This window comes from Dysgonomonas hofstadii (assembly GCF_014196915.1).
GTDB classification, from domain to species: Bacteria; Bacteroidota; Bacteroidia; order Bacteroidales; family Dysgonomonadaceae; genus Dysgonomonas; species Dysgonomonas hofstadii.
Map to the genome: position 1 here is coordinate 401355 of NZ_JACIEP010000001.1, position 24154 is coordinate 425508.

The 24154-nt window shown below is 39.2% G+C and carries 21 protein-coding genes; 13 read left to right on the top strand and 8 right to left on the bottom strand.

Annotated elements, in window-relative coordinates:
- Positions 1 to 41: 41 nt before the first annotated feature.
- Both GGR21_RS01185 and hutH read left to right on the top strand, forming a co-directional pair.
- Positions 42 to 665: a cyclodeaminase/cyclohydrolase family protein gene (locus GGR21_RS01185; RefSeq protein ID WP_183305309.1), complete on the top strand. Its 624-nt coding sequence runs from the start codon at positions 42 to 44 to the stop codon at positions 663 to 665.
- Positions 666 to 669: 4 nt separating this feature from the next.
- Positions 670 to 2172 carry a histidine ammonia-lyase gene (gene hutH, locus GGR21_RS01190; protein ID WP_183305310.1) on the top strand — a complete coding sequence of 501 codons (1503 nt, stop codon included), beginning with the start codon at positions 670 to 672 and terminating at the stop codon, positions 2170 to 2172.
- Positions 2173 to 2214: 42 nt separating this feature from the next.
- Here hutH and GGR21_RS01195 read toward each other — a convergent pair whose 3' ends face one another.
- On the bottom strand, positions 2215 to 2397 hold the full coding sequence (locus GGR21_RS01195; RefSeq protein ID WP_183305311.1) for a hypothetical protein: 183 nt from the start codon (positions 2395 to 2397) through the stop codon (positions 2215 to 2217).
- A 327-nt stretch (positions 2398 to 2724) separates the two neighbouring features.
- Here GGR21_RS01195 and GGR21_RS01200 point away from each other — a divergent pair, with 327 nt between their 5' ends.
- The 4 genes from GGR21_RS01200 to GGR21_RS01215 all read left to right on the top strand — a co-directional run bounded on the left by GGR21_RS01200 (position 2725) and on the right by GGR21_RS01215 (position 7496).
- A complete protein-coding gene (locus GGR21_RS01200; RefSeq protein WP_183305312.1) occupies positions 2725 to 4506 on the top strand; it encodes a biotin/lipoyl-containing protein in 1782 nt (593 codons plus the stop codon).
- 178 nt (positions 4507 to 4684) lie between these two features.
- Positions 4685 to 6019 (top strand): S41 family peptidase, encoded by a 1335-nt coding sequence (locus GGR21_RS01205; protein ID WP_183305313.1) that lies wholly within the window; start codon positions 4685 to 4687, stop codon positions 6017 to 6019.
- Positions 6020 to 6097: 78 nt separating this feature from the next.
- A complete protein-coding gene (locus tag GGR21_RS01210; protein WP_183305314.1) occupies positions 6098 to 6865 on the top strand; it encodes a DUF5040 domain-containing protein in 768 nt (255 codons plus the stop codon).
- Position 6866: 1 nt separating this feature from the next.
- The gene (locus GGR21_RS01215) at positions 6867 to 7496 is read left to right on the top strand and encodes a 4'-phosphopantetheinyl transferase family protein (RefSeq protein ID WP_183305315.1); all 630 of its coding nucleotides are present in this window, start codon (positions 6867 to 6869) and stop codon (positions 7494 to 7496) included.
- A 19-nt stretch (positions 7497 to 7515) separates the two neighbouring features.
- Here the strand turns inward: GGR21_RS01215 and pepE are convergent, their stop codons facing one another.
- The 4 genes from pepE to GGR21_RS01235 all read right to left on the bottom strand — a co-directional run bounded on the left by pepE (position 7516) and on the right by GGR21_RS01235 (position 12677).
- Positions 7516 to 8226, bottom strand: coding sequence for a dipeptidase PepE (gene pepE / locus GGR21_RS01220; RefSeq protein ID WP_183305316.1), 711 nt, complete (start codon positions 8224 to 8226; stop codon positions 7516 to 7518).
- A 61-nt stretch (positions 8227 to 8287) separates the two neighbouring features.
- Positions 8288 to 9316, bottom strand: a complete 1029-nt coding sequence (locus GGR21_RS01225; protein ID WP_183305317.1) for an N-acetylmuramoyl-L-alanine amidase family protein — start codon at positions 9314 to 9316, stop codon at positions 8288 to 8290.
- A 142-nt stretch (positions 9317 to 9458) separates the two neighbouring features.
- Positions 9459 to 10751, bottom strand: coding sequence for a phosphopyruvate hydratase (eno, locus tag GGR21_RS01230; RefSeq protein ID WP_183305318.1), 1293 nt, complete (start codon positions 10749 to 10751; stop codon positions 9459 to 9461).
- A gap of 189 nt (positions 10752 to 10940) precedes the next feature.
- Entirely contained in the window at positions 10941 to 12677 is a 1737-nt protein-coding gene (locus tag GGR21_RS01235; RefSeq protein WP_183305319.1) for a right-handed parallel beta-helix repeat-containing protein, read from the bottom strand.
- A 540-nt stretch (positions 12678 to 13217) separates the two neighbouring features.
- Between GGR21_RS01235 and GGR21_RS01240 the strand changes: the two genes are divergently transcribed.
- Positions 13218 to 13457, top strand: coding sequence for a hypothetical protein (locus tag GGR21_RS01240; protein WP_183305320.1), 240 nt, complete (start codon positions 13218 to 13220; stop codon positions 13455 to 13457).
- Positions 13458 to 13716: 259 nt separating this feature from the next.
- Complete coding sequence (locus tag GGR21_RS01245; RefSeq protein WP_183305321.1) at positions 13717 to 16539, top strand: FAD-binding and (Fe-S)-binding domain-containing protein; 2823 nt, start codon at positions 13717 to 13719, stop codon at positions 16537 to 16539.
- Between the two features lie 25 nt (positions 16540 to 16564).
- Here GGR21_RS01245 and GGR21_RS01250 read toward each other — a convergent pair whose 3' ends face one another.
- Both GGR21_RS01250 and GGR21_RS01255 read right to left on the bottom strand, forming a co-directional pair.
- On the bottom strand, positions 16565 to 16873 hold the full coding sequence (locus GGR21_RS01250; protein WP_183305322.1) for a hypothetical protein: 309 nt from the start codon (positions 16871 to 16873) through the stop codon (positions 16565 to 16567).
- A 104-nt stretch (positions 16874 to 16977) separates the two neighbouring features.
- Complete coding sequence (locus GGR21_RS01255) at positions 16978 to 17238, bottom strand: hypothetical protein (RefSeq protein WP_183305323.1); 261 nt, start codon at positions 17236 to 17238, stop codon at positions 16978 to 16980.
- Between the two features lie 288 nt (positions 17239 to 17526).
- Here GGR21_RS01255 and GGR21_RS01260 point away from each other — a divergent pair, with 288 nt between their 5' ends.
- Positions 17527 to 17913 (top strand): DUF4377 domain-containing protein, encoded by a 387-nt coding sequence (locus GGR21_RS01260; protein WP_183305324.1) that lies wholly within the window; start codon positions 17527 to 17529, stop codon positions 17911 to 17913.
- Positions 17914 to 17985: 72 nt separating this feature from the next.
- On the opposite strand, the gene GGR21_RS01265 is transcribed toward GGR21_RS01260, so the two are convergent.
- A complete protein-coding gene (locus GGR21_RS01265; RefSeq protein WP_183305325.1) occupies positions 17986 to 18423 on the bottom strand; it encodes a DUF3836 domain-containing protein in 438 nt (145 codons plus the stop codon).
- Between the two features lie 813 nt (positions 18424 to 19236).
- On the opposite strand from GGR21_RS01265, the gene GGR21_RS01270 reads away from it, so the two are divergent.
- From GGR21_RS01270 to GGR21_RS01285, 4 genes are all read left to right on the top strand, one after another.
- Positions 19237 to 20757, top strand: a complete 1521-nt coding sequence (locus tag GGR21_RS01270; RefSeq protein WP_183305326.1) for an MAC/perforin domain-containing protein — start codon at positions 19237 to 19239, stop codon at positions 20755 to 20757.
- 81 nt (positions 20758 to 20838) lie between these two features.
- Positions 20839 to 21909, top strand: coding sequence for a glycosyltransferase (locus GGR21_RS01275; protein ID WP_183305327.1), 1071 nt, complete (start codon positions 20839 to 20841; stop codon positions 21907 to 21909).
- A 214-nt stretch (positions 21910 to 22123) separates the two neighbouring features.
- Positions 22124 to 22384 carry a hypothetical protein gene (locus GGR21_RS01280; RefSeq protein WP_183305328.1) on the top strand — a complete coding sequence of 87 codons (261 nt, stop codon included), beginning with the start codon at positions 22124 to 22126 and terminating at the stop codon, positions 22382 to 22384.
- Between the two features lie 18 nt (positions 22385 to 22402).
- Positions 22403 to 24097 carry a glutamine--tRNA ligase/YqeY domain fusion protein gene (locus tag GGR21_RS01285; RefSeq protein ID WP_183305329.1) on the top strand — a complete coding sequence of 565 codons (1695 nt, stop codon included), beginning with the start codon at positions 22403 to 22405 and terminating at the stop codon, positions 24095 to 24097.
- Positions 24098 to 24154 lie beyond the last annotated feature (57 nt).

The following is a 24154-nucleotide window of genomic DNA, read 5'->3' on the forward strand; positions in this document are numbered from 1 at the left end:
GAAATTTTGAAACCTGAAATCTTGAAATTAATCTTAATACCATGCTAGTAAACTTAACCATAAAAGAATTCCTCTCCAAAACAGCAGGAAGCGATCCGGTTCCCGGAGGAGGTAGTATCGCCGCTCTGAATGGAGCAATAGCTTCTGCATTGGCCGAAATGGTCGCTAATCTGACTATCGGAAAGAAAAAATATGAAGACAGGGAAGAGCAGATGAAACAGATCGCTGCTTCAGCGAACAATCATCAGATGCTCTTCATTCAGGATATCGATGCCGATTCAGATGCATACAATAAGGTATTCGACGCATTTAAATTACCTAAAGAAACGGACGAAGAAAAAGCAGAACGCAGCAAACAGATACAGGCAGCGACTAAAATTGCCGCCGAAATTCCTATGGAAGTAGCCCGCCGTGCCTATGCCATAATGGATTTGATAGCCGAGGTCGCTGAAAAAGGCAACCAGAACGCTGTTACGGATGCCTGTGTGAGCATGATGTCGGCACGGACGGCTGTATTGGGGGCGATACTCAATGTGAAGATCAATCTGTCTTCGCTAAAGGATGAAGAGTATGTAGCTAAAATGAAAGCCGAGTGCGACCAACTGGAAAAAGACGCTGTTGCTAAAGAACAGGCATTGCTGGAGAAAGTAAACAAAATGTTGTAAGCCTATGAAGAATGTATATTATGTAGGTTCGGGTGATCTGGATTTTGAAATAATCGAAAAGATAATAAATAAAAATCTAAAACTCGAATTATCCGATGAGGCAAAACAGCGTATTCAGAAGTGCCGTGATTATCTCGATCAAAAGATAGAATTATCCAAAGAACCGTTATATGGTATTACAACCGGTTTCGGCTCATTGTGTAATAAGAATATATCTCCTGATGAACTGACCCGCCTACAGGAAAATCTGGTAAAATCTCATGCCTGTAGTGTAGGCGAAGAGATTCCGGCAGTGGTTGTAAAGTTGATGATGTTGCTCAAAGCGCACGCCCTTTCTCTTGGATATAGCGGTGTGCAGGTAATCACCGTACAACGTATTATCGACTTTTTCAATAACGATATTATTCCTATCGTTTGCGACCGTGGATCGCTAGGTGCATCAGGTGATCTGGCGCCGCTGGCAAACCTGTTCCTCCCATTGATTGGGGTGGGAGACGTATATTATCAGGGTAAGAAGCGTGAAGCGATGAGCGTGCTCGACGAATTCGGGTGGAAGCCGATCCGTCTGATGAGCAAAGAAGGCCTGGCCTTGCTGAATGGAACCCAGTTTATGAGTGCGAACGGCGTATTTGCTATGCTGCGTGCTTTTAAAATATCTAAAAAAGCCGATGTAATAGCTACACTTTCACTCGAAGCATTCGATGGATTGATCGATCCGTTCTACGAAGGATTGCATATTATGCGTCCTCATAAGGGGCAACAGGATACATCCGCTAATTTCCGAAAAATGCTCGATGGAAGCGAACTTATTTCACGCAAGAAGGAGCATGTTCAGGATCCGTATTCTTTCCGTTGTATTCCGCAGGTACATGGTGCAACTAAAGATGCGATCAATTATGTGGCTTCTGTTTTACTGACCGAAATCAATTCAGTAACAGATAATCCGACAATTTTCCCTGATGAGGATAAGATCGTTTCGGGAGGGAATTTCCATGGGCAACCTCTGGCCATTACTTACGATTTTCTGGCAATAGCTTTGGCCGAACTCGGAAATATATCGGAGCGCCGTGTGGCGCAGTTGATTATGGGATTACGGGGATTACCCGAATTCCTTGTTGCCGATCCGGGTGTAAACTCCGGTTTTATGATCCCGCAATATACGTCGGCCTCGATGGTGAGTCAGAATAAGATGTACTGTTATGCGGCATCGAGTGATTCGATTGTTTCATCTAATGGACAGGAAGACCATGTGAGTATGGGTGCGAATGCGGCCGTAAAACTATTCAAGATAATGGACAACCTGAATCATATACTTGCCATAGAGTTGATGAACGCCGCGCAGGGAATAGATTTCCGCCGTCCGGCAAAAACTTCTCCGGTGCTGGAAGAGTTTCTGAAAGAGTATCGAAAGGAAGTACCTTTTGTTAACGAAGACATTGTGATGTATAAGGAAATACATAAAACAGTGGCTTTCCTAAACAGGGTATCCCTCGATTTTATAGATTAAGTAGTGTTTTAGTGCAAGTGGAGGGTGTGTCAAAAGTATTTTTTACTTTCTCTCTGTCATGTTGAACGGAGTGAATTGGAAATCGGCAGAGCGAAGCGGAGCCAGATATCTTGTTTCCGGAGGGTCGGGATTCTTCGTTGTACTCAGAAACAACGTTCGACGGAGTGTTACGTAGTCAATGACAAAGAAGGTAACAATTTGATAGTGTACTATTACTTTTGGCACAGCCTCTTTTTTCGCCCTTCTTGCATGTTTCTTTTATTATCAGAATAAGCAATCTTTACCTGTACTGAAAATATGAAATTGTCATCTTTGCCTGACAAAAAGCTGCTCACATTTCGCCTTTCTGTGCAGCTTTAAGAAACGGTCTCTGTAAAGCATGAGAAATACATTTTTTTTATGACAAATTGATAATTTTAGTATTTATTTTATTCTTTTATTCAGAGAGAAAGGCTTAAATTTGTATGATAATTGCGCTGAATGAATTAATAGATTCTAGAGCATAGCTATATGCTATGTAGCTCTTATTCAATATAACATCTAAAAACAGTTATGGGAAGAGAAATTAAATTTAGTCTTGTCTATCGCGACATGTGGCAGTCATCTGGAAAATATCAGCCACGTGTGGATCAATTAACACAAATTGCGCCGGTGATTATCGACATGGGATGTTTTGCCCGTGTAGAAACAAACGGTGGCGCTTTCGAACAGGTTAACCTTTTATATGGTGAAAATCCGAATAAATCTGTTCGTGAATGGACTGCACCATTTAATAAAGTAGGAATACAGACTCACATGCTTGAACGTGGATTGAATGCCCTACGTATGTATCCGGTTCCGAAGGATGTGCGCCAGCTGATGTTTAAGGTAAAATGCGCTCAGGGAACGAATATCTCCCGTTCATTCGACGGGTTGAATGATCCCCGCAACCTGGAACTATCGGTGAAATATGCAAAAGAAGCAGGAATGATTTCCCAGACTGCCCTTTGTATTACCCACTCTCCGATCCATACTGTTGAGTATTATGTAAATTTTGCAGATAAACTGATCGATTTCGGAGCTGACGAAATCTGTCTGAAAGATATGGCCGGAGTAGGCCGTCCCGCTTTTCTGGGAAAACTGGTGAAGGCATTGAAAGACCGCCATCCTAATGTTCCGATCGAATATCACGGACATACAGGCCCTGGTTTTTCTGTAGCTTCTATGCTTGAAGTTGCCCGTGCCGGAGCCGACTATCTTGATACAGCCATCGAGCCATTGGCTTGGGGGATGGTTCATCCTGATGTTATTACAATACAAGCTATGCTAAAAGATGCCGGATTCTCAGTCCCTGACATCAATATGAGCGCTTATATGGAAGCCCGTGCTTTGACACAATCTTTCATCGATGATTTCTTAGGTTACTGGATCGACCCGTCAAACAAAATAATGAACTCGTTGCTTGTAGGTTGTGGACTTCCGGGCGGAATGATGGGATCTATGATGGCCGACCTTCGCAATATGCACCCAGCTATCAATATGGCGCTTCGCAATAATGGCAAGGCTGAAGTTTCGTTGAATGACCTTGTTGTGCAATTGTTCGAAGAAGTAGAATATATATGGCCTAAGCTTGGATATCCGCCATTGGTAACTCCATTCAGCCAGTATGTGAAGAATATCGCATTGATGAATATTTTCGCTATGGCTCAGGGACAAGCCCGTTTTTCTAACATCGACAAAGACAGTTGGAATATGATCCTCGGTAAGACAGGAACACTTCCAGGCAAACTGGATGACGAGATCATTGAACTTGCTAAAGCCAAAGGGCTTGAATTCTATACAGGCAATCCTCAGGACGAATATCCGGATGCCCTTGACGAATATCGTAAGGAGATGGATGCGAACGGTTGGGAGTATGGTGAGGATGACGAAGAATTGTTCGAACTGGCTATGCACGACCGTCAATACCGTGATTACAGATCAGGCCTTGCCAAGCAGCGTTTCAATGAAGACCTGGAAAAGATGAAGGAAAAAGCAGGCGCGCCGATCGTAGTTACACGTCAGGTTGTGGAAGTTCCTGCGTTCGACGCGGAAGCTATCGCAGCTAAATATCCAGATGCAAAACCGTTGCAGGCTACTGTTAGCGGACAAGTTATCTGGCAGATCGACGTGGACGATGTGTCTACTGCTCCTGTTATCGGAACCGATGTGAAAGAAGGACAAACTGTATGTTTCATCCAGACTTATTACGGAATAGAAGAAGTGAAAGCTTTAACTTCGGGTAAGATTGTTCAGATAGAAACCAAGCAGGGAGCTAAGGTTCAGAAGAATCAGATTCTTGCATATATTAATTGATATTCTAATTTTTATCATAGGAAAGGTTGTTCCAAAACTTGGACAACCTTTTTGCATTATTTTATTATATCTTTATCTATACACGGAAATAAGGGTGATTGGAGAAATTGATGAAAAAGGAAAATGAAGTACTTTTATATAAATATCATATCCCAATTAAAATAAAAGCCTGGCAAAAATGAAAAAGATTTCTTATTCGTTAATACTATTTTTCCTTTTTATATCCGGCGTTACTGCGCAGAAGAAGCTTGGTAAAGAACAATTGGTCGCCGATGCCGATACTTTACATACGCGGATGTATGACATTCATCCCAACTTGTTCGCTGTTTTTCCCCAGACGGAATTTGAAGAAGATATGGCAAAAGCAAAGTCCCAATTTCGCGATTCGATGACAGTTGTAGATTTCTACCGGATAATTAATCCTTTGGTCGTGAAGCTGGAAGACGGGCATACCTCTGTTTCCGTTCCTGCGGGACTGATTGATAAGAATAAGAAAATTGTCTTTCCTTTTGAGGTAGATATAGATAAAAAGAAATATGATGTCACTGTTAAAAATAATTATTCCGAGAAAGATATACCTGCGGGAGCAAAAGTTCTGTCAATAAACGGACGAAGTACTAGAGATATTCTCAATAAATTTTTGACTTATGCCAGCGGGGAAAATAATCTGTTTAAGTTTGAAAGAGTAAAATGGAATTTTCATTTATTTCCTTATATGATATATGGGGATTCTGTTTTTAGTATAACTTATCAGACTGGTGATGAAAAGAAAACTGTTTCCCTGAACGGAATTACGCTGGGGCAGTACAATGAAATAACAGCAAAAAATAAAAAGGAAGAAAAGAAGGAAGTTAAGGAGGATTTTGTATTGACTGTTGATAATGAAAATAATACAGCCATAATAGATTTCCGTTCGTTCAGCGATCATGATAAGTTTGTCGCTTTTCTCGATTCCACATTTACGTTAATAAAGAAACAGGATATTAAAAATTTGATCATAGATTTACGGGAAAACGGAGGTGGTAATTCCCGGCTGGGGGATGAACTGTTCCAGTATATTTCGCCTGTTCCGTTCCAGCAATTCGGAAAAATGGAGATGAAAGTGTCGCCCACTCTGAAAAGGATATTCAATGATACTATCCGTACTTTAGGCATCAGTACATACGAGGGTGAGTTAGAAGATCTTCGGGAGAATGATAAGCGTTTTTCCGGTAATTGTTATCTGCTTAGCAGTAATCATACTTTCTCGTCTGCGGCCGATTTTACATGGACATTCCATTATTTTAAAATGGGTAAGGTTGTTGGAGAAGAAACAGGTGGCCTTATTGTCTGTTACGGGGATGTTGCCAGCTCGAAACTACCTAATACCGGAATGCGGTTTGGTACATCATGGAAAAAATTCTACGGATACGGCGCTGACGACTCTTATACTCATGGAGTGAAACCCGATTACGAAGTTCCGGCAGATAAAGCACTGGATTATACAATAAGATTAATAAAATCACAAAAATAGAAAAAGCTGCAAAAGTGTAACTTTTGTAACTTTTTTATTAAATATATATTGAAAATAAGCGGTTTAGATTAATTGAAAATGAAGAGAACAGTACTATTTTTTGTTGTCCTATTTTGTTTTATAATAGGCAATGCTCAGGTTAAACAAGATCATAAATATACGATATTACTTACCGGTGCCTCCTTTGCTTCGTCAAACAATGGATGGTTCGAACTCGGTTGTAAATATCTGGATGCAACACCCATTAATCGTGCGGTAGGCGGACAGGCTATAGCCGATGGGGCGAACATGATGGTAGAAGGCAAGCTTTATACGGCGGAAGAACTGGAGAATATAGATGCCCTTGTTATAATGCATGTCCATGATAAGAATGTGGCGGACACAGTCGGTCTGAAGAAAAATTATACCGATTATACAGTTCCTTTCGATCGTTCGAACTATGCAGCAGCTTACGATTATATGATAAAAAGATATATTACGGAATGCTATAATCTGAAATTCGACAAGAATTCGAAATATTACAATACTCCCGCAGGAAAACCTGTTGTTATCGTATTTTCCACTCATTGGCACGATGTGCGTGTGACTTACAATCAAGCGATAAGACTACTTGGCGAAAGATGGGGTTTCCCTGTTATCGAATTCGATAAATATATAGGCTTTTCGAAAGACTCCTTGCATCCGGTAACAGGCAAACAATACAGTATCATCTATTCTCATAATAACGAAAAAGTGAGTGGTGAAGAATTCGGCTGGCATCCTTACAATGGTGAAAAAGAGTATATACAACAGCGTATGGCAGCTATATTTGTAGACCTGATGAAAAAAGTCTTACCTTTGAAATAGAATGCTTTACCTGAAAGAATATATAACAGCGTCTACTTTTGTCGGGATATGGAAAATCGAAGAATCTCGGGATGAATTATTATCCTTTCTTTCCTGTCACGAATGGATTCAGAATATCTATTCCATAAAGTCCGAATCGCGTGTGCTGGAGATACTTTGCGCCCGTATTCTGATGAAAGAGTTGATGGGCGAAGAGAAAGAAGTATATTATAATCAGTCGGGCAAACCTTTTCTTACTGATAAATCTTATCATATAAGTGTGTCTCATACAAAAGGTTATGTGGCTGTAGCTGTGAATCAGGTGAAACACATAGGTCTCGATATAGAGCAAATATCAGAAAAAATAAGACGGGTGCAGAGCCGGTTAATAGCCGGGAGTGAATATATTGACAAAGAGAATGAATTAATACACCTCTTGCTTCACTGGTCGGCAAAAGAGGCTATGTTTAAATTTATAGATGTGGAAGGGGTGAATTTTTTAAGTAATTTGTTTGTTGATAAGTTTATCCCGTCACAAAATGGCGGAACATTCCGTACTTCGGAAACCCGTACAGAGAAAGCATATAAGTTTAATGCCTATTATAAAATAGATAAGGATTTTGTCTTGGTATGCCTGGAGGCCGATGTTTGACCTCCACATACCAGGATATTTATTTTTTCAGTAAGAAGCTGAAATCGTCGTTCTTTGACAATTCTACACTCTCTTGTCCATATTTGAATATGCGGGCTGTTTTATCTCCGATCAATTTCAATGTTTTGCCTTCGAGGTTAAGCATAGATCCTTCACGAAGGCCGACAACATACATATCAGGATTTTCGGTGATAAATTCCCTGATACGATCCTCACGGGTCTCACCGCCATGTCCTTCTGGGTGTACATCCAGATAGTGAGGGTTGATCTGGAATGGAACAAGATTAATCACATTAAAACCTTTCGGGTCGATAATTGGCATGTCATTAGTCGTGCGCAGGGTAGGACAGGCTACATTCGATCCGGCACTCCAACCAATATAAGGTGTCCCTTTTTTCACTTTCTGGTTGATGAGCCTGATAATGCCATTGTCGCGCATAGTGCGAACCAGTTTCCATGTGTTTCCGCCTCCGACTACTATCGCATCGGCTTCTTCGACCGCTTTTTTAGGGTCTTTAAAATGATGGATACTTTTCACACTGTGTCCGATTTCCTTAAAGCGGTCATTCACTTTCTTCTCATACTCGTCGTAAGAAAAGGTTACTGCTGCATAGGGGATGAAGAGTGCTTTCACAGGCTTCTTTCCTAGAAATTCCTTGATATTGTTTTTAGGATAGTCCAGATAGGCTTCACCCGGATTTGTAGAGTTGCTGATCAGTAATAATCTCATGGTTTAATTATTTAAGTGATTTTTACAAATATACCCATTCTGATCTGGAATTAGCGCATTCTCATTTACCTTTTTTCCAATTCTCATAATCTGTTATAAATCCCCTGCACATCCAATTGGCCAGAGCCTGCCGGTTGTTGGGATCGAGGAATCTTCGCTGATCGAAACTGTTTTGTATATTACCCAGTTCTGCATATAATCCCACTGGCGTCGTATTGTCAAGAACATAAAGGCTTCGTTGGCTTACTGTTCCTGTAAAGCCCCTGTTTGGCTGATGTTTATCGTAGTGGCTGGCAAAGGTCTGCCGCATAGTATTGGCCAGTTTTCGTCCTCCGCTGCTGTTTTTTGCATAATAGAAGAATACATCCAGTTGCTTCTTTTGGCTACGGCTATCCAGGTGGATAAACACAGCCCGTTTGTATTTCTCTTTCGACTGTCGGGCAAGACTGTTTATCTTATCACTCCGTTGTTTTAGTCTCAGTGTCTGGTTCAGGGGGATGGCAACACCCATACAGGTTTCTCTCTTGCTATTGGCTAAATAGCGATCGTCTCTTATCCCGTCTTTGGCATCTTGTATTATCATGTGTACGGTAGCGCCTTCTTCCATTAAAGCACGGGCAAGGCGTAATGTAATATCATAGGCATATTCATCTTCGTGAACTTCATATCCGTCTATTTTTCCTATTGCACCCGGGTCAGGACCTCCATGTCCGCTGGAAAGAAAAAATACAGCGCCTTTAAGTTTTTTCGATTTAATGGTGTAGTCCTGATATTTCGGGCCGAATAGTCTGTTTGTACTTTTTGTTTCTTTTGTCTGTTTTGGAGAGGCTTTGGCTGAAGCAGCATTCACCGTATTATTTCCGTATACTGGAGGTAGGGTATAAGTGATGCCTTTTAACAGGGAGTTATTCTTGCCAAATTTACCTTTATTCAATTCAAGAAACTTGTCGTAATCTCCTTCATTTGTTCTTTTGTGCCTTTTAAGAAAAGTATGAGTACCTTCTCCATTGCGGGGCTTTGCTTTGTTGTCCTGAGCTGGCAAACAGATACAAAATATAGAGAACAGAATAAGTAAGTAAAGATGCTTCATAAGCTATAACCAGATTTTTAATAAGGGACTATGTCTTTGCAGTGTGCTATTTATGCAAATATAATCAGAATCATATAAAAGCAAAAACCGATGTCTGTTAAAGACATCGGTTTTCTATAATATTTAAGATACTTAGTTCTTATTATTTACGTTGAACGCGTTTCCATCCGTAAACAGCTTTTTCGCCAAGTTCTTCTTCGATGCGAAGCAATTGGTTGTATTTAGCCATACGGTCTGTGCGGCTAAGCGAACCGGTTTTGATCTGTCCTGAATTTGTAGCAACTGCGATGTCAGCAATTGTAGCATCTTCAGTTTCGCCCGAACGGTGAGAAGTTACGCTTGTGTAACCTGCACGGTGAGCCATTTCGATAGCATCAAGAGTTTCAGAAAGCGTACCGATTTGGTTTACTTTGATCAGGATAGAGTTTGCACAACCGCTTTCGATACCTTTTTGAAGGAAGTCAACGTTTGTTACGAACAAGTCGTCTCCTACAAGCTGAACTTTGTTACCGATAGCATCGGTAAGTTTTTTCCATCCGTCCCAGTCTCCTTCGTCCATACCGTCTTCGATAGAGTCGATAGGATATTTCTCAGACAGTTCTTTCAGGAATTTAACCTGGTCGGCAGCTTTGCGTTTTGCAGCTTTCTTGCCTTCGAACTTAGTATAGTCATATACCTTAGTTTTCTTGTCGTAGAACTCAGAAGCTGCACAGTCAAGAGCGATAGTTACTTCCTTGCCTGGTTTGTAACCTGCATCTTTAATAGCTTTAAGGATAGATTCCAAAGCGTCTTCTGTTCCTTCAAGAGCCGGTGCAAATCCACCTTCGTCACCTACTGCAGTGCTAAGACCACGGTCGTGAAGAACTTTTTTAAGTGCGTGGAAAATTTCAGCACCCATTCTCAAGCCTTCTTTGAAAGATTTTGCACCTACAGGGCGGATCATAAATTCCTGGAATGCGATAGGGGCATCAGAGTGAGAACCACCATTGATGATATTCATCATCGGTACAGGAAGTGTATATGTATTTGTCCCACCGATATAACGGTAAAGCGGCATTTCAAGATAAGCAGCAGCAGCTTTAGCTACAGCAAGGGAAACTCCAAGAATAGCGTTAGCTCCAAGTTTTGATTTTGTTTTTGTTCCATCAAGTTTAAGCATCGCATGGTCGATTCCTCTTTGATCAAGTGAAGATTCCCCTTCCAATGCAGGAGCGATAACTTTGTTTACATTTTCTACGGCTTTAGTAACACCTTTACCGCCATAACGTTTTTTGTCACCGTCGCGAAGTTCCAATGCTTCGTTTTCACCTGTCGATGCTCCGGAAGGAACTGCAGCACGCCCTACAATGCCGCATTCAAGTGTTACATCAACTTCGATTGTCGGATTTCCTCTTGAATCCAGGATCTCACGTGCGAAAATTTTCTCGATTCTCATTGTTTTTATTAATTTAGAAATGAATAATGTATCTCGTTTTTTCGTTTGTTAAAATTGACCCACAAAATTACGTCTTTTTCTTGTATTTAGCCAATTAATGCAACTGATTTTACAGAGTTTCTATTAATTTATCTTATTTCGAATGAGAAATGCAGTGATTTGTTTACCCGGCATGACAATTTGTAAAAGTTATCGATTAGTCTCTTTTATTATAACAGGCAATATGCCATTATTTTTAACTGTAACCGGATCTGTGTCTTCTGTGTATATGGCGTTGATACTTCCTAGTATTTCATTGTCGGATATGCTTACATTTTTTGCTCCCGAGATGTAGATCGCATTCTCTCCTTCGGCTTGTATTGTATTGTTCCTTATAATAATATTCTCATTTAAGAATGCAGGTTTGGTTTTCAATCCGTTAATGCTGACACTCACAGCGGTACCTTTTTGACTACCATGGCCATATCCGCAACCTATTATCCAGTTATTCTCAATTAATACATTTTTTACAGGATTGCTTTCCCGCCAGCTCGCTTCAGCTCCTAATTGTATAGCCGACCCGCTACTGCTTTGTATTACATTACCGGATATTATAACATTGCGGGTCTTTATCAGGAAAGCTCTTGCCATGTGGCTACGCACGGTGTTGCTTGTTATTTCAACAGATGGCTGTCGGGTTATGTTGGTCATAAAATATTCTTCCGGATTATATTTCAATTCTTTGTCCAAAATAACCTTTACCCGCATATCAGATGATGTAGTATCGACCTGTTTTGTAATAAAATATTCCACAGGTTCGAGGTTTTTTCTCGACACAAGAGCTATCGTATCATTTACATCGGGATAATCCAGGGACAAGGCATGCAGGTCTGCTTTTTCTACGGCGATGAGCACTTCTTTCCCGGATTTTCCCGGATAAACACTCCAGTAATAGTTATGGACATTTGTGCAATCGTCACCTTGTCCTCCAAATTTGCAGGCATCCAGTACGATCTTGCCTTTGCAGCTTGCGAAATGGGTTGCATCTGTATTTGTGGAAACCACGCTTCCCGGCTCGGGGATTATCTGAAGGTTTCTCATTGTTATATTCTCAGATCTGTGTCCGACTATACCCATACCGGGCTGGCTGTGTATTTTTACATTTTCAATTAATATATCAGAAGACTCTTTTATAAGAATTCCCGGCCTGTAATGTGCGCTATGCCTGAGAATACAAAAATCATCTTTTTTAGGGCAGACTTTAGAGTATATCCTGATTGTTTCCCTGTCTAACAATTCTTTTCCTTCGTGCCGTGAGCCTGTATAGATGCGTTGTCTATCGATATCATAAAAGTGTATTCTGCCGGTGATTTTATCATCAAGATACGGAAACCGGGTTGTATCTATCCGCATATCGAAGTAATCTTCTGAAACATTAATAATTGTTCCCATTGTGAAAGGCGGTCTTTTATGGGTTATTGTCAGCCCCTTTAGCCGGATATTGCTGGCATTCACAATGGATATTGTTTCGTACCACCCTTCCAGCATAAGTGTAGCGCCATCAGCCTCGATAGATATATTTTTACACCCATGCATATCCAACGCTTTTACATAAGGGGCATCTATTTTAAATAAGCGTCCTTGTACGTCTTCTCCATATTGTCCGCTTATAGCTTCGTATTCTATTTTAGTTGCTTCTTTATCTTTGAAATTATATATGCCGGGTGGAATAAACAGAGTAGTGTTGGGTGTTTCCCTGCAGAATTTCATGGCAGCCCTGAAAGCATCCGAGTCATCTATTCCATCATCAGGGATAGCCCCGAATGTCGATATATCAATCCTTTTAGATTTGGCGGCAGCTTCTTTTATAGATTGTGAAAGAACTGTGCCGGAAAATCCGGAAATTAGAAAACTCAAAATTAAAAATGAGCATTTAATGTTTTTCATGATAGTTACTTTATTTGAGATATCTTGATAAGGTCGAATTGTTTCACTTAATTGTCAGCCGTGAAAAACTGGTGTAAGTTACAAAAATCCAGTGACGTTTTGTGATATTGTTTTCTCATTAATGTCAATATGCAGTATGAATTGTTAAAACTTGACAAAGTTGACACATATTTACAGTTTACAATCAACAGTAATCAGTTATCAACTTTGATTCCACACTTTTGCGCCTCTGCGTCTTTGCGGGAATAAAACCTGACACTTCTGATAGATTATCATGCAAAAACGCTAAGCCACAAATTATAATCCTCCTTAATTGGCTCCGCCGATACTTCGTATTCATAACTCATAATTCATAATTTATAATTCCTTTTTTACATAGATAAAGATCTCTAAGAAAAATACAGATTTCAACTACTGGTGATTTACATTATTAATGCGAATCAGTAGTTAGATTTAATTGTTCAATTTTCTACTGCGCGTAATCGAAGATTACTTACCATCCTTTTTTCCTAAGCAAAAAAAGGATGCAAAAATGCTTTGGTGGCTCATCCTCCATGCGACCCGTTACAGGCTCAGGAGCTAAATGGAAAGATTGTCCTGCGGACGCTTCCCATTTCACGCCCCTCTCACCTGACGGGTGCCCCGCACTACGGATTAATGCCACCGGGCGAAGCCACCTCAAGGGAGGGTAATCCCCTGTCGTGCGCCAGCTTTCCGTGCATAGGTTCCTACGACGGGCACCTGTCCGGTGAAGACGGCGTGAAACCAAATATTGTCTGAACCGAAGGCGAGTTTATTTGGTTTAGCCGGCAAGCCGATGACAGGTCGGCGGGGAACGAAGCACTAGCCTTTTGTTTCGTTTTGGGCAATACCAAAATGAAAAACAACCCCGAAGGGTGCGTTAGTAAAATTGAACGATTATTTTTTACAATTATAATAGTTTCAACTACTGATTTACATTATTAAATATCAAATATGTTTTATAACTTGCAGTGCCTTTTAAAAATGAGAGAATCGAAAGAACTAAAAATATTAAGTTATGTTGCCTGCTAATTACGAATTATTGAAGCAAGAATTATCCAAAACAATTCCTGCGAAACGCATTATTACAAATCCGCTACAATTGCTTGCTTACGGGACTGATGCCAGCTTTTACCGTCTCATTCCTAAAATTGTGGTACAGGTGCATAATGAAGAAGAGGCTGTAGGAGTAATACGTCAGACAGGCAGGTTGAATATACCAGTGACTTATCGTGCGGCAGGAACAAGTCTTTCGGGGCAGGCGATAACTGATTCCGTATTGATGGTAGCAACCCACGAATGGCGTAAATATACTATTCTGGATGACGGATTGAAAATCAGACTGCAACCCGGTATTGTAGGTGCAAGGGCGAATGTATTTCTGAAACCGTTCGGACGGAAGATCGGCCCCGATCCTGCGTCGATCAATGCTGCTATGATAGGAGGGATCGCTTCTAACAATGCGAGTGGAATGTGTTGTGGTATCGATCAGAATTCATATAAAACGGTTTCGGATATTCGTATTGTATTTTATGACGGGACTATTCTGGATACTGCGGATGATAACAGTAAAAAGACTTTTCAGGAGAAACATCCAGAGATAATAGAAGGGGTAGGGAATTTAAGAGACGAAATAAAGGCTAATCCGCATTTAAGGGAGCGTATTAAACAAAAATTCAAAATAAAGAACACGACAGGTTACAGTATAAATGCGCTTGTCGATTATGAAAATCCATTTGATATTATCAAGCATTTGATGATAGGGTCGGAAGGAACATTGGCTTTTATATCGGATATTACCTACCATACTGTTGTTGATGAAAAATATAAAGCTTGTACGTTGATGATCTATGAAACAATAGAGACAGCCTGCGATGTAGTTCCTTTACTTAAACAAACACCTGTTTCTGCAGTCGAACTTCTCGACAGGGATTCGATCCGTTCTATTGAGGATGACCCAGAGGCACCTGCTTATTTCCGCACTTTGCCTGAAACTGCTTGTCTGTTATTAGTCGAGATACAGGGAGATACCGCTGAAATCATGGAACAAAAAGAGAAGAAGATAAGGGAAGCTATTGTCTCTATCCCGACCATACAACCATACAAATTCACATCAGATCCGAAAGAATACAATTTTAACTGGAAAGCCCGCAAAGGCTTATTGTCTACGATTGGCGGATTACGGAAGACTGGCACCACCTGTCTGATAGAAGATGTCGCTTTTCCTATCGACAAGCTTGGCGAGGCTTGCGTGGCGTTGAAAGAGCTTTTCAAAAAATATGAATATGCAGATGCTGTTTTATATGGACATGCATTAGATGGGAATTTCCATATTGTATTTTCGCAGGATTTCAATACACCGAGCGAAGTGCAGCGTTATGCTGATATGATGGATGAACTGGCCGATATTGTCGTTAACCGGTTCGACGGATCACTCAAAGCAGAGCATGGAACCGGACGCAATATGGCTCCGTTTGTAGAAAAAGAATGGGGGGAAGCGGCATATAAGATAATGAAGCAGATCAAGCAGATTTTCGATCCCAATCATCTGATAAATCCGGGTGTACTGATCAATGAAAATCCGAAAATACATCTTGAAAACCTGAAACCCCTTCCTGCGGCGAATGAGATTGTCGATAAATGTATGGAATGTGGTTTTTGTGAACCACATTGTGTTTCGGAAGGACTTACACTGTCGCCCCGGCAGCGCATTGTGATAGCTAGGGAAATCGCACGGTTAAAAGCATTAGGGGAAGATACTGCCCGGTTGAAGCAAATGCTGAAAGATACAAAATACTATTCTGATGAAACATGTGCCACCGATGGTCTTTGCGGATTGGCTTGTCCTGTTAAGATAGATACTGGGAAGTTTATAAAAGACGTGCGACATGACGAAGCATCTGATACAGCAAAGAAAGTGGCCGGGTATATCGGGCATCACATGTCCGGCACTACTTCGTTGATGCGTAGAGGGCTTAATTTTGTAAATGCTTTCCATACTATACTAGGCAGTACATTGATGGGTGGTATCGCTTCGGCTATGCGGACTGTGTCATTCAAAATGATCCCTAAATGGAACAAGGATATGCCGAAAGGCGCGCACAAAATACAAAATACGATAGTAAATGACGGGAAACCGGATAAGGTGGTTTATTTCCCTTCCTGCATTAACCGATCGATGGGAAAATCGAAAGGCTATGAAAAAGGTGATGTGGAACTCACTAAAAAGACACAGGAGTTGCTGGAGCGTGCCGGATTTACGATTATCTATCCCGAAGGAATCAACAGCCTTTGCTGTGGTATGGCTTTTAGCAGTAAGGGACTGAAAGAGGAAGGCAGCAGAAAATCGAAAGAGCTGGAAGACGCTTTGCTTAAAGCTTCAGAGAACGGCAAGTATCCTGTCCTGTTCGATATGAGCCCATGCTTTTATACTTTCCACGAAGCGTATACAAGTGATGACCTGAAGATATACGATCCCATCGAGTTTATGCTCGATTTTGTAATGCCTAAACTGCAGGTGAAAAATCCGCGTAATATTGTCACTGTTTTTCCCGTTTGTTCGGTGAAAAAAATAGGCATGGAAGAAAAGTTACTTGAACTTGCCAAAATGTGTTCCAAAGAGGTTTCCTTTGTAGAAAGTAATTGCTGTGGCTTTGCCGGAGACAGGGGATTCACTTATCCCGAGCTGAATAAGCATGGACTCAGGCATTTGTCAGAACAGGTTCCCGCCGATTGCAAAGATGGTTATTCTACTAGCCGTACCTGCGAGATAGGATTGAGCGAATACGGGGAGATAAACTTTAAGTCGATATTCTATCTGATAGATGAAGTGACACGATAGACAAGAAGTTATTCTTTCAGCCTGTTTACAATGAACAGGTCGTACCCATGGCCGTGATATAAGATTGGTTCTTCATATACAGCCTGCCATATATCCTTGAAGCGGACTGAACACCAGTTGTTTCTATTGGATTCTGATATTTGTCGTATTTTGTGATATATGTTTTAGTGTCCCATCCGAGGTCGCTGGGCATTAAATTATCAAAAATAATACTGCTTTTTCTATCACCTTCAGTGTAAATCATATCCCCGTTCCTCCAGATATCTATATCCACAGAAATGATAGTATCTCCGCTCATGCCTACAGGGAATACTTTGAATATATGCGCAATCATACAAGCTGAAACTTGTACGGGAAAAGCTGTAATAAATAGAAGTGTTAAGACTCTTGTATCTAAAAGTTTATTCATTACGCTTTGCAAATATAACGTTTACATATTCAATTTCCACAAGGCTTAACCTCCGGCAGCCCGTTGTCATAATATATTTCTACTTTATCGCCCTCGGATACGCTGTCATAGAAATCTTTATCAACAGTATATATCATATTGTCGATTGTCAGGATCCATTTGTCTACAGGATTCATTTTTTGACCCCAAAGATTTGGGAATAAGTCTCCCAATACCGGAATATAAAGCGATCCGCTTCCGGTTTCAAAGTCGACTTTGTATTCTTTTTTTTGTATTACTCCAGTTTTCATCCCCATAAAATTTAGTTAAGGCTGGCCACATAACAAGCGGCTGCATTCAATCTCTTTCTATATCCCCGTGTTTCGTTTTAACGCTTTTTTGTAAAGCTGTGTCAGTTTCCAAAAATAATAAAAATATTCCTTATCGTGCAAATATTTGCATGGGAGTTTGTATTTTCGGATTTGAACCGGAATTTCATGAAATTCGACCCTTCACGTATTAATATTGAACTTTTCCGATTATACTATTGTTAGTAAAACAACTAAAGATAAATTATCAACATTAAAAAATAAAAGATTATGCATAAGTCAGTTTTATTCTTATTTGCTATTACAATGTTTTTTGCCTCATGTGGCAATTCTGAAAAAACGGAGAAATTAACGGTGGCTTCACAGCTGGGAGATTGCATTGGTGTGGCTCCTATGAAATGTCTTTATGTGAAAAAGGACGGTCAGACCGAATGGGAATTTTTCTACAATAATATCAATGGGTTCAACTACGAGCCCGGATATGAATATGTGATTGAAGTTAAAGTCGATAGTGTTGCAAATCCTGCAGCAGACCGGTCTTCTTTAAAATATACATTGGTAAAGGAAATATCCAAAGAGCAGAAAACTTCAGAAAATCTTCCTCAGGTAAAAGTTGAAGAATTTGACGAAGTCCTTACTCTGGACTCTATACAATAATAACAATTATCTCATAAAAAAGCGGGAACCTGTTTGCTGGTTTCCGCTTTGCTTATATTATCCGGGTTTAATTTATTTCTGACTGGCATAGGCAACGTCTTCTCCGTTCAGGTCGATTTTTTCCACGGCCATAAAATTACCTTCATTGTCGTATATGTGAATTAATTGCTCAGCCTGTACCGATCTGTTGTTTTCCCACTTCGTGAAATTTAGATAGGCCAGTTTACCGTCAACATTATACTTATAATCGTAATTTTTAAGGATTACCCAGCCTTTTTCAGTATTCCAGTTATAGACGGTTTTACTTGCCAGAACTCCATTACTATTATAGATATATACTATTTTGTTTTCTCCCTGAGATATTTTAGTGTTATAGCTTATATATTCCTTTTTCACTCCGGCGTCAGTAGTCTCTATGTTTTCGTAAACTGTGGTCTTAGGATTTCCTGCTGACAAACTTGCTACTGATACAAGTGCTGCTAATACTGATGATATAATTAAAGTTTTCATAATAATTGTTTTTTATGGATTGTTATTTTTTTGTTTCATTTATTAAGCGCTTTCTAAAAATATGACGAATGTAAGATGAAAATGGTTACAACTTTTTTTGAAAAATTTTCATTTTTTCATTTAAGTGTTTGTTTATTAGTGAAATGAAAATTTGTTTTTTGTTGACGTTTTATTCTATTGTTGAATATCGTATATAAATAATGCCAATTGCTAATTGAAACGACCGTTGATTACACTGCAATTTGCCAAAGTGAAAACGAGGTCATTAACAATTCCGGGAGTAAACAAAGGCTATGTAAGACATACTAGCAGATTGTAAGCACCGAATGTTAAAACTTTACAAACTTTACATGTTTTTCAAGTTTTCTTATTGCCATTTCTCTCATATTGATACTTTTTTTCTCTTTTTCTGTCGATATGTTATTTGTCAAAGATCGATTTTTTATTAGCCTTTAGCTGTTAGCCTTTAGCCTTTTGAGCAAAACCTGACACTTTTTAGTTATCTGTCAACAACATATTCTTCATTCTTCATTTTTCTACTGACTACTATCTACTATTTCTACATAGATAAAGTACCTGAAATAAAATGCAGATTACATATACTTTTCATATCTGCTGTAAACTTAATAAGAGTGAATATTTTTTAAGGTTAATTTATTTAAACAAGGCCATATTTTGGGGCAAGTTTACTAATTTTGAGACATTAGAATTCTAATAAATGTCCTATATACGCTAGTATAGAATAATTAATGAAAAGTAGCCCAATCAATTAACATTATTTTCTATAGAATTACCATCAAAAATTATCTATTTATGAGAAAGTTTGTCTATTTCGCATTCGTATTCTTTTTGACGAGTTGCACAAATGATGAAAATTATGGTGTTGGTAATGAAACTACTGACGCCGAAAGAGATTTATCTCTAAAAAATATGGACCCGGCAAAATATCATGCCACCGGATATGGCTATGATATAACGGAGGGTTTTTTAAGCTATGGGGCACTAAAAGCACCAGTTTTAAATTTAGTTACATTTACAGCGGATGATCCGGCTGCATTTTCTACCCCACCGCCTCCTGCTGAAACAAATAATACGTTTTACTATGGGATTAATTCTATAGAATATATTCATTCTATAGTAGAAAAAACTAATCTACAAGGTTCTATTGGGGCATCGGTACTGTCACCAGAGGAAGGACAAACCAAAAGTGCCACCTTAGAAATAATGCCTTTTAGTAAGGGGGTTACAATTGATCAAATATCAGGTAAACCATTACCAAGTTATAGCTATTCGAGCAAGTATTCTTTTGCACATGCTGATTTTTGGAAATGGTTGAGAAGGTATGTGTTAGATGCTGATCCTACTAAATTTGCCAATTCAAGATATTTGCATCCATATTTTGTTGAAGATTTGAAAAAAGTAACCGATGCTAATACTGCATATAAGTTTGTTGAAAAATATGGAACAAATGTGTTAACAGATTTTGTAACAGGCGGTATATACAGATGTAATTATACCTCGAGTGTAATAAAAACATCAAATTGGAGAGAGACAACTGATGTAGTAAAGGCAGGCCTTGAAGTAAATCTTAGTATTGTAAAATTGGGAGCTAGTAGCGAGACTACAACAGAAGAACAAATAAGATTAAATGAACAAAACAATACTTATTCGGGGCGTATTCACACAATCGGTGGAGATACAAATGGTTTATCAGCAGAATTTAGTAACGAGAATCCGCCAAAAATCACTGTGGATTTTGGGGCTTGGGCCAGCACTGTAGACGATTCGAACTCTAGAGTTATAACAATCAATTGGGACAAAGCATATCCTGTATATGACTATATTACAGATCCGACAAAAAAGGCACTGGTAAAAGCCGCAGTACACCAATATATAGTAGATTCCCAGCCGAATGTTATTTCTACTGTTCCGTTTTATAGATATTTGCATGACAGATCTGTCGATCATTTTTATACAACATGGTGGAATGATACACAAGGGGAAGGGGCTTGGCGTTTTGAAAATGTAGAATGTTACATTTTAGATAAACCAACTACAGGGGCTATACCTCTGTATGAATTCTGGAATGCAAAATGGGTTGATCATTTTTTAACGACAGATCCTGTATCATCATGGTTAGGGTCAGGATGGACTAAAACATCTGATATAAAAGGATATATATACACAACGCAAAAAGAAGGAACTGTACCCTTACACCAATATTGGAGTGAAAGGTATAAAGATCATTTTTTCACCGTCCATTATGCTCCAACAGAAGGTAACGGAGAATGGAAGTATGAACATATTATAGGATACGTGTATCCTGCAAATTGATTATTAATTTAATTTTTTATAAAGGAGATGGTTTGTGATAAAGCCATCTTCTTTTTATACATTTGTATAATATCTAAATTAATGATGGAAAAAAGATCTCAATTAAAAATACTTTACATCAATAATTATGCCTGTGATATCTCATATTATAAAGAGATTAAGAACTTTGACTTTGGAGCTAACCACTACTGGGGAGTCTATGAAATGCTTCAGAGGGGGAACCATGTAGAGTTTCTTCCTTCCGATAAAGCACCGGCAATGAAAGGCAAGAAGAATTTTATAAAAAAACTTATTCTTAGTCTGAAAAGAAAGATTTACAGAAAGAGGGTTTTAAATAAATATAGAGATTTTGACATTATCTATTCTGCCATGACAGGTTCTATGCAGATGAATTATTATTCTCGGTTAAAAGAGAAAGGGAAGATGAAAGCTAAACTAATAGCAGTATTACATCATCCTGTTAACACACTAAAATATCCTTCTGCTTATCATAAAATATTATTTCTATCGAAAGGTGTAGAGACTGGATTCACTTATCCTCATAAAGAATATCTGTTTTGGGGACCTGATTTATCTTATTATGATTATTGGATAAACAAATTACAGAAAAATAGGGAGATGAAAGATATTATTTTCATATCTAATGGAAAGTCCCATCGTAACCATGATGAATTTTTGTATGTTGCCGATAAACTACAAGTAAAAGCAATTGTTACGTGCGACAATACAACGCTCCCTGAAAAGAAGTATCTTAATAATAAGAATTTTAATATATTATACCCGAACAACTCAAAGAGGGCGATAACCAGTAATGAAAATATAGAACTTGTATTATCTGCCGATGTAATGGTAATCCCTGTCAGGACAGATAATATACACCTTTGCGGTCTTACCAGTTTTGTGGATGCTATCGCTTTAGGGAAACCGGTTATCATGTCAGACAATACTTTTATTGATATCGATATAGAGAAAGAAGGTTTTGGATTTATTTATAAAGCAGGAGATGTTTTGGATTTAGAAGCAAAGATGAATGTCTTTTTGGAGAATAAATTTCTTGCTCTAGAAATGGGCAAGCGAGCCCGAGAATTTGCTCAAAAAATGAATTTTAAAGATGTTTGGGCGAAGAGGTTATTGGAAATAATAGAAGAATGATCAAATGTATCCCAGAAAACGGAAATTAATGCTGATGTTATAGTTAATGCTTTTATAATAATTGTTTTTTCAGATTGCTGCTTTTTTAATTCCTTATTATTAGCTAAATAAGAATTATTCTTTTTGCTGTTTTCTTATTCTGTTTTGTGAAAATGTAATTTATCGTTCGCAACTTATACCGAAAGAGTTATCTTTGTATCCTTATTTTTTATATATGAATAAACTTGTATCTTTATTAGCTATTATTTTATTGTTTCTGTGTGTCTCATGTTCGTCTGTAGATAGCGATGCGAAGAGAGCAGCAGAATTAAATTTAAAATCCATTGAATACATCAAAGAACAGGATTTACAAGAAGCAGAGAAACTATATAAAGAATCGCAGGAAATAGTAAACAAGTATAAGAATACCGAAAACTCGAAAGAATTTTACGCAGCATATAATAAATATCTCTCAGGAGACGACACTAATAAGTAATAACAATACTCCAGTCATATGTCTGAAAACAATTTAAACACGGAAGAACCTAAAAGAAGCCTCAATTTTATTGAAGTAGCAGTTGAAAACGACCTCAAAGAAGGGAAAAACGACAGCCGCATACAAACCCGTTTCCCACCCGAACCGAACGGCTACCTGCACATCGGGCATGCAAAAGCTATTTGTATTGACTTTGGCATTGCCAAAGAATATGGAGGAGTATGCAACCTGCGCTTCGATGATACCAATCCGGTAAAAGAAGACGTGGAATATGTAGACTCCATTATGGACGATATAAAATGGCTGGGATATAATTGGGAGAATGTATATTATGCTTCCGACTATTTTCCCAAACTATGGGATTTTGCCATCCAGTTGATAAAAGAAGGGAAGGCATATATTGACGAGCAGCCATCCGAAGAGATCGCTAAACAAAAAGGTACTCCTACCCAACCGGGAATAAACAGTCCATACCGGGATCGTCCCATAGAAGAAACGCTCGATTTATTTCAGAGAATGAATAAGGGAGAGTTTGCGGAAGGTAGTATGGTGCTCCGTGCCAAGATAGATATGGCATCGCCCAATATGCATTTCCGTGATCCTATTATATATCGTATTATCGATCATCCGCACCATCGCACGGGTACAGAATGGAAAGTATATCCGATGTATGATTTTGCACATGGGCAATGCGATTATTTTGAAGGAGTGACACACTCGTTGTGTACACTCGAGTTTGAAGTACACCGCCCGTTATACGATTGGTTTATAGACCAACTGGCAACGAGCGACTACCGTCCCCGTCAGTATGAATTCAATAAGCTACAGTTTACATATACATTGTTGAGTAAGCGTAACCTCAGGCGAATGGTAGAAGAAAAGATTCTGAATGGCTGGGACGATCCGCGTATGCCTACTATCAGAGGATTTCGCCGGAGAGGTTATACGCCGGAGGCTATCCGTAATCTGATGGATAAGATCGGTTATACTAAATATGACGGGGTGAATGACATCGGATTGTTGGAATATGCAGTCCGTGAGGATCTGAACAAAAAAACCACCCGTGTGTCGGCAGTTCTCGATCCTGTTAAACTGATTATCACTAATTATCCGGAAGGAAAGACAGAGGCTATGAAAGCGCAGAATAATCCGGAAGATGAAACGGCTGGAGAACATGATATACTTTTCTCCCGTGAGTTGTTTATCGAACGGGATGACTTTATGGAAGATGCTCCTAAAAAGTATTTCCGCCTCACTCCGGGTAATGAGGTGCGTCTAAAGAATGCTTATATCGTAAAATGTACGGGTTGCAAAAAGGATGAAAACGGGAATGTTACCGAGGTGTATGCAGAATATGATTCACAAACTAAGAGTGGCATGCCGGACAGCGGACGCAGGGTGAAAGGAACTATTCACTGGGTGTCTACTGAGGGTTGTTTCGATGCAGAGGTCCGTTTATATGACCGTCTGTTTATTGTTGAAAATCCTGCTGATGATGAAAGGGAATTCACTGAACTGCTTAACCCTGACTCTTTAAGAGTGTTGAAAGGCTGTAAGATGGAATCTTTTCTGAAAGAGGCTAAAGCCGGAGACAAGTTCCAGTTCCAGCGTACAGGTTATTTCTGTGTAGACCCTGATTCTACTGATGATAATATGGTGTTCAACAGAACTGTATCATTAAAAGACTCATGGGCGAAAGCAAAGGATAAATAAAGATATCCGGATATCTTTATCTATATAATAAATTGCGTTCTTTTTGTTAATGTTTAT